Here is a 6466-nt window from a genome sequence, read left to right as displayed (position 1 = left end):
TATCGGCGGTCTCGTTGACGTTCTTGAGGTCGTAGATCAGCTGCGCCAGATCTTCGATGGACTAGATATCGTGGTGCGGCGGGGGCGAGATCAGCCCGACGCCGGGGGTCGAATGGCGCGTCTTGGCGACGATCCAGTCGACCTTGTGGCCGGGCAATTGGCCGCCTTCGCCGGGCTTGGCGCCCTGCGCGACCTTGATCTGCAGCATGTCGGCATTGACCAAGTAGTCGGTGGTCACGCCAAAGCGGCCCGAGGCGATCTGCTTGATGGCGGAGCGGAGCGGGTTCTGGTCGCCATTGGGCAGCGGCTGGTAGCGGTCGACTTCCTCGCCGCCCTCGCCGGTGTTGGACTTGCCACCAATGCGGTTCATCGCGATGGCCAGCGTCGTATGCGCCTCGCGGCTGATCGAGCCGAAGCTCATCGCGCCGGTGACGAAACGCTTGACGATATCGACCGCCGGCTCGACCTCATCCAGCGCGATCGGCTCGCCGATGGGGCGGACCTCGAACAGGTTACGGATGGCCAGATAGCCGTTTTCGCCCGTGTTCACGCGCTCGGCAAAGCTGTCATAGCGTGCCTGTGCACTCTCGGGGCTTTCGTCGCGGGTGCGCACGGCGTGCTGCAGGTCGGAGACCACATCGGGGCTCCAGGCATGCTTTTCGCCGCGGATGCGGTACATATATTCGCCGCCCACATCGAGCGACTTGCGCAGCACCACGTCGTCGCCAAAGGCGTCGCGATGACGGCGGACGGTTTCCTCGGCGATATCGGCGAGGCCAACGCCTTCGATCGTGGTCGCAGTGCCGAAGAAGAAGCGCTGCACGAATTCGGTCTTGAGGCCGACGGCGTCGAAGATCTGCGCGCCGCAATAGGACTGGTAGGTGGAAATGCCCATCTTAGACATGACCTTGAGCAGGCCCTTACCCACGCTCTTGATGTAGCGATAGACCACTTCGTGGGCATCGACTTCGGCGGGGTATTCGCCCTCGGCATGGAGGGCCGCCAGCGTCTCGAACGCCAAGTAGGGGTTGATGGCTTCGGCGCCGTAGCCGGCCAGCATGGCGAAGTGGTGCATTTCGCGGGCTTCGCCGGTTTCGACGACGAGGCCCGAGGAGGTCCGCAGGCCCTTGCGGATCAGGTGATGATGCACGGCCGCGGTGGCCAGCAGCGCCGGGATGGCGATGCGGTCCGACGCGACGAGGCGATCGCTGAGCACGATGATGTTGTATTCGCCCGCGATGGCGATTTCGGCCTGGGCGCAGATGGCTTCGATGGCCACTTCCATCCCTGCCGCGCCGCTATCGGCCGGATAGGTGATGTCGATGGTCTGGGTGCGGAACTCGTTGTCCGCCATGTCGCCGATGGCGCGGATCTTCTCGAGATCCTCGTTGGTCAGGATTGGCTGACGCACTTCCAGCCGCTTGTGCTTGGAGGCGCCTTCGAGGTCGAACAGGTTCGGCCGCGGCCCGATGAAGGAGACGAGGCTCATCACCGATTCTTCGCGGATCGGGTCGATCGGCGGGTTGGTGACCTGGGCGAAGTTCTGCTTGAAATAAGTATAGAGGAGCTTCGACTTCTCGCTGAGCGCGGAAATCGGCGTGTCGGTGCCCATCGAGCCGACGGCTTCCTGGCCGGTGGTGGCCATCGGGGCCATCAGCAGCTTGATGTCTTCCTGGGTATAGCCAAAGGCCTGCATGCGATCGAGCAGCGACTCCGAGGTCACCGGCGCCTGGGGCGCGGTCTCGGGCAGGTCTTCGAGCACGATCTGCGTGCGTGCCAGCCATTCGGCATAGGGATTGGAGGTGGCGAGCGTGCGCTTGATCTCGTCGTCCGAGATGATGCGGCCTTCCTCCAGGTCGAGCAGCAGCATGCGGCCCGGCTGCAGGCGCCAGCGCTCGACTATGTCCTCGTCGGGAATGTCGAGCACGCCCGATTCGGAGGCCAGCACCACATGGCCCTCGCGGGTCACCAGATAGCGGGCCGGACGCAGGCCATTGCGATCGAGCGTGGCGACGACATAGCGGCCGTCGCTGAGCGACATGGCCGCGGGGCCGTCCCACGGCTCCATCAGGGCCGCGTGATATTCGTAGAACGCGCGGCGCGTCTCATCCATCAGCGGATTGCCGGCCCAGGCTTCGGGGATCAGCATCATCGCGGCGTGGGGCAGGCTATAGCCGCCGCGCACGAGGAATTCGAGCGCGTTGTCGAAGCAAGCGGTATCGGACTGGCCCTCGTAGGAAATCGGCCAGATCTTGTTGATGTCATCGCCGAACAGCGGCGAAGACACCGACGCCTGGCGGGCGGCCATCCAGTTGACGTTGCCGCGAATGGTGTTGATTTCACCATTGTGGGTGGTCATGCGATAGGGGTGTGCCAGCTTCCAGCTTGGGAAGGTGTTGGTGGAAAAGCGCTGATGCACCAAGGCGATAGCGCTCTCGAAGCTCTCGTCGGAGAGATCGGGATAGAAGGCCTTGAGCTGGTAGGCGAGGAACATGCCCTTATAAACGACGGTGCGGGCCGACATGGAGACGACGTAAAAGCCGTTGTCGCCGTTGGACTCCGGCACGCGCGCATAGACGGTGTTGGAGATCACCTTGCGCACGATCAGCAGCTTGCGCTCGAACTCGTCCAGCGTCAGGCCCTCGGGGCGAGCGATGAACATCTGCTCGATGATCGGCTGGGTGGCAATGACGCCGGCCGAGAGAGCGGAATTGTCGGTGGGGACAATGCGCTCGCCCAACAGCGTCAGTTGTTCGGCCAGTAGGCATTCACGGATGGCCGCGGCGCAACGGTCGCGCAGGGCAATGTCGTTGGGATAAAAGATCATCACGGCCGCATAGGCGTGCTTTTCGGGCAGCGCAAAATCCACCGACTTGGCGAGGAAAGCGTGCGGGGTCTGCACCAGGATGCCGGCGCCGTCGCCCATCAGGGGATCGGCACCTACGGCGCCGCGGTGTTCGAGGTTCTCGAGGATTTCGAGACCCTTTTCGACCACTTCATGGCTGGGGCGGTTCTTGATGTTGGCGATCATGCCGATGCCGCAGGCGTCGTGCTCGTTGGCGGGGTCATAGAGACCCTGCGCGGCAGGACGGCCGGAAACGGGGACGACGCGGCGACCGTTCTCGATCAAGGTTTTACGATTGGCTTTGCTCGTCGTGACGGGTGCTGAAGAGCCGGTCAGATCGTGTGCCATATCGCTGTTCCTCGTTCGTTGGTCGCCCTTGCGGGCTCTGTCGCTATGTCGTGTGCATCCTGGGTTTGCCGATAAGCCGGCGGGGCAGGATGCGGTCTCGTCCTCTGGTGGGCGCGTTGCTTCAGGCGGGTCGTACACCAGTACGTCTCGTAAGCGCAAATCGTCCATGCGTGGGGAGCGGCTCTGCATCCAAATGGCCGCTCAAATTCGAGCTTTGTCAGCTCCGCCTATCCGTTTCCGCTCATCAAGAGCGGGCCAGCCGGACCAGCGTGCGTGCTGGCCGCGGAGAGCGGGGCAACGCTTCAGATAGGACAGTCGTGCTGCCCTAACCTGTGCACATTGTCACAATTCCAAACTGTGGGCAAGTGGTTTGGCCATGGTTTGGACACGGAAAATAGGAGATTGCCAACTTCCCTATAGGAAAGCGTAGGAAACATGCGCCTTCGCGCCCATCAGCGTCGGGCGATGAAGTCGTAATAGTGCCAGTGCTTGGCCTTGCCGCTCAGGGTCTGGCTATTGGGCTCGTCGTTCTCCTCAAATTCGAGCGGCCGCAGGTCGCTCAGCACGGCGCGGGCTTGGGCCAGTGTGTGGAAGCTCATGCCGGGCGTTCCCGCCCAATCGTCAAAATTGCCGAAAAGCTGTCCGGTCAGAATGCCGCCGGGCTTGAGCGAGGCGGAAATGCGGGCAAAGACAGTGTCGAAATGGTCGGGGTGAATATAGGGCAGGGCGTATTGGGCATTGACGAGGTCATAGGCCGCCACAGGAAAATCGAAGGCCTCGAAGGTCGAAATGACATAGCGGAAGCGATCTGCCGGCAACGTGTCGGCAATGTCCTGGGCGATCGGCGCCGAGTCGAGCGCGGTGACTGAGGCGAAGCCCTCATCGAGCAGGAAGCGGGTGTCGTTCAGCGCTCCGGCGCCCACATCAATGGCGGCGCCTCGCCCTGGAACGAACTGCAACGCCCGGCCCAGCAGATCGCGCGGCGGCTGGCCCTTGGAATTCTCGACATATTTATCCCAGCCCTGGAAGCTCTCGCTGAAACTGGCCATATGGCCCTCCCGGAAAAGGCGCCGGCTGTTCCGGCGCCCGTTACCTTAGGGAAAGCCGCGGCCTATTCCAAATGCGACTTGATGAACCACAGGTCCTTGTCCAACTCGCGCGAGAACGCGGTGAGAATATCGGTGGCGTCGGCATCGCCGGCCTCGTCGGTGGCGTCGATATCCTCGCGTACCTGATTGGCCAAAGCGGCATAGCGCTCGGCAAGGGCCGCCAGATGGTCGGAAACCTTGCGGATATCGGTGGGGTAGGGGGCCAGCTTGCTCGATTTGGCGACGATCTGGCTGGTGCCCAGCGCGATGCCATCGAGCTGGGCGACGCGCTCGGCGATGATATCGGAATGCTCATCGATGGCGGCGCGCATCGGATCGAGCATTTCGTGCACGGCGATGAACGTGGGGCCTTTGAGATTCCAGTGCGCCTGCTTGGTGATCAGCGCCAGATCGATGGCATCGGCCAGGCGGGCATTGAGAATGTCGATGACGGCGGATTTGGAATTGGATTTGAGGGTGATGGAGGGGGTTTTCATGGAAAGTCCTTTGACGCTATGCGTGCCAGAAGAACCGACGGCAGCCATCGAGGTTCCCATAGCGGACGAATATGCCAGCTTCTCTATGGCAAAGTCGTATGGAGGACATCGCCCTGCGTGGTGACCAGTACTTCGCCGCTATTGCCTTGGATATCGTTGATATGGACGGTCCATAGCGCCACGGTGACCTTGCTATCACCGACGGTGGGTCTGGTGGCTTCGATTTCGGTAATGGCGGCACCTTGGGCGTTGAACGCGGCGAGCGCTGCGGCCTTCACCGCAGGCACGGCGGCAAAATCCAGGTCGTTGAGCGCGAACGGTTCGGTGTCGCTCACGCCCAATCTGAAGGTGTTCGGTATGTCCATGGTCGGTCGAACCCCGGATGCATCCCAAACATATTGGCTCAGCTGCCGGGGATCGATGGCATGGTCTACCGACAGAGTGATGCTGTCGTGATCGATAGTCAGATCATAAACTCTGCCGGTACCGATCATCCCGACAATCTGAGCTTGGGCATCCGCCATCGGCCAATCGTTGCTGGAGATCAAATCGGCCGCCAGAGCTGGGTGGGACAAAGCCGACAACAGCAGCGCGCCGAACAGAATGGGACGAGACAATGGGGGCATGAAAAAGTTCTCGATCAAAAGGGATACGTGGACCAGGATGCGGCCAACGACATGTCGCTAGGCTGAACGCTCCATTTAGTGGGGCGCTGCGCAAAAAGGCGCAGCTGTTGCCAGCTGCGCCCTGCGATCATCGGCCGGGAGGGGAGGCCGAGATTCGTGTTCGGTTAGTTGACCGACTTGTCCTCGATGACGGCGGTACCGCCCTTGATCTCAATCTGGCGCGGCTTCTTGCTTTCGGGCAATTCGCGCTTCAGTTCGAGATGGAGCAGGCCGTTTTCGAGAGTGGCGCCGGAGACCTCTACATAGTCGGCAAGCTGGAAGCGCAGCTCGAAAGCGCGTTCGGCAATGCCGCGATGCAGGAATTCACGGGTCTTGTCGGCAGTCTCTGCCGGCTTGGCGCCCTTGACCACCAGGCTGTTCTCCTTGGTCTCGATGGCGATATCGCCATTGGAGAAGCCGGCTACGGCGATAGAGATACGATAGGCATCTTCGCCGGTGCGCTCGATATTATAGGGAGGGTAGGTTTTGGCTTCCTGCCCGCCAAGGGTATCGAGGCGATTGAACAGCCGGTCATAGCCGACGGTGGAGCGGTAAAACGGGGTGAAATCGATGGTCTGCATAGTCACATTCTCCTTGAGCAACGTGGACGTCCCGGATCCTCAGAGTGCGCTCCCTGCAATAGGCAAGCGTCGGTTCGGCGAGGTCGGGGTTCCCGCGATAAGCGGCGAACGAGACAGATGTAGGTGACCTATTTGGGGGTTCAAGAGGCAGCTATAGACCGCCTCCCCTTCTCCCCTTGCGGGAGCAGGGGGCGCGCAGCGCCGGATGGGGGGTGGCGTTGTTGCCGTGCTTCATCCAAGCACTGCACCCTCACTCTGATATTTCTGCTGAACGCAGAAATATCGGTCCCTCTCCCGCGAGGGGAGAGGGGTGGCTCCGCCTACGTGGCTGGAAACATGAACCGAAGATGAACGCCCTGGTCCAGTTCAATTCAGCCGGTGCGGCCTAAAAGGGGTCATGTGGAGAAGAACGGAGGGCATTCGTTCTGATTCACGACCCAAA

4 protein-coding genes and 1 pseudogene are annotated in these 6466 nt (G+C 61.6%); all 5 read right to left on the bottom strand.

Going from position 1 to position 6466, the window contains the following annotated elements; translation table 11 throughout:
- Positions 1-64: 64 nt before the first annotated feature.
- A pseudogene (gene gltB, locus JWR51_RS07510) lies at positions 65-3193 on the bottom strand (glutamate synthase large subunit); the annotation flags it as partial.
- A gap of 452 nt (positions 3194-3645) precedes the next feature.
- Entirely contained in the window at positions 3646-4242 is a 597-nt protein-coding gene (locus JWR51_RS07505) for a class I SAM-dependent methyltransferase (protein WP_299745796.1), read from the bottom strand.
- A 62-nt stretch (positions 4243-4304) separates the two neighbouring features.
- Positions 4305-4778: a DNA starvation/stationary phase protection protein Dps gene (gene dps, locus JWR51_RS07500; protein WP_299745793.1), complete on the bottom strand. Its 474-nt coding sequence runs from the start codon at positions 4776-4778 to the stop codon at positions 4305-4307.
- A gap of 83 nt (positions 4779-4861) precedes the next feature.
- Complete coding sequence (locus JWR51_RS07495; protein ID WP_299745790.1) at positions 4862-5422, bottom strand: hypothetical protein; 561 nt, start codon at positions 5420-5422, stop codon at positions 4862-4864.
- A 146-nt stretch (positions 5423-5568) separates the two neighbouring features.
- Positions 5569-6024, bottom strand: coding sequence for an Hsp20 family protein (locus JWR51_RS07490; protein ID WP_299745787.1), 456 nt, complete (start codon positions 6022-6024; stop codon positions 5569-5571).
- Positions 6025-6466: the final 442 nt, after the last annotated feature.

This window comes from Devosia sp. (genome assembly GCF_028290625.1).
In the GTDB taxonomy this organism is placed as follows: Bacteria; Pseudomonadota; Alphaproteobacteria; order Rhizobiales; family Devosiaceae; genus Devosia.
Note: the sequence above shows the minus strand (reverse complement) of the source record. Positions and strands in the feature narration are given on the sequence as shown.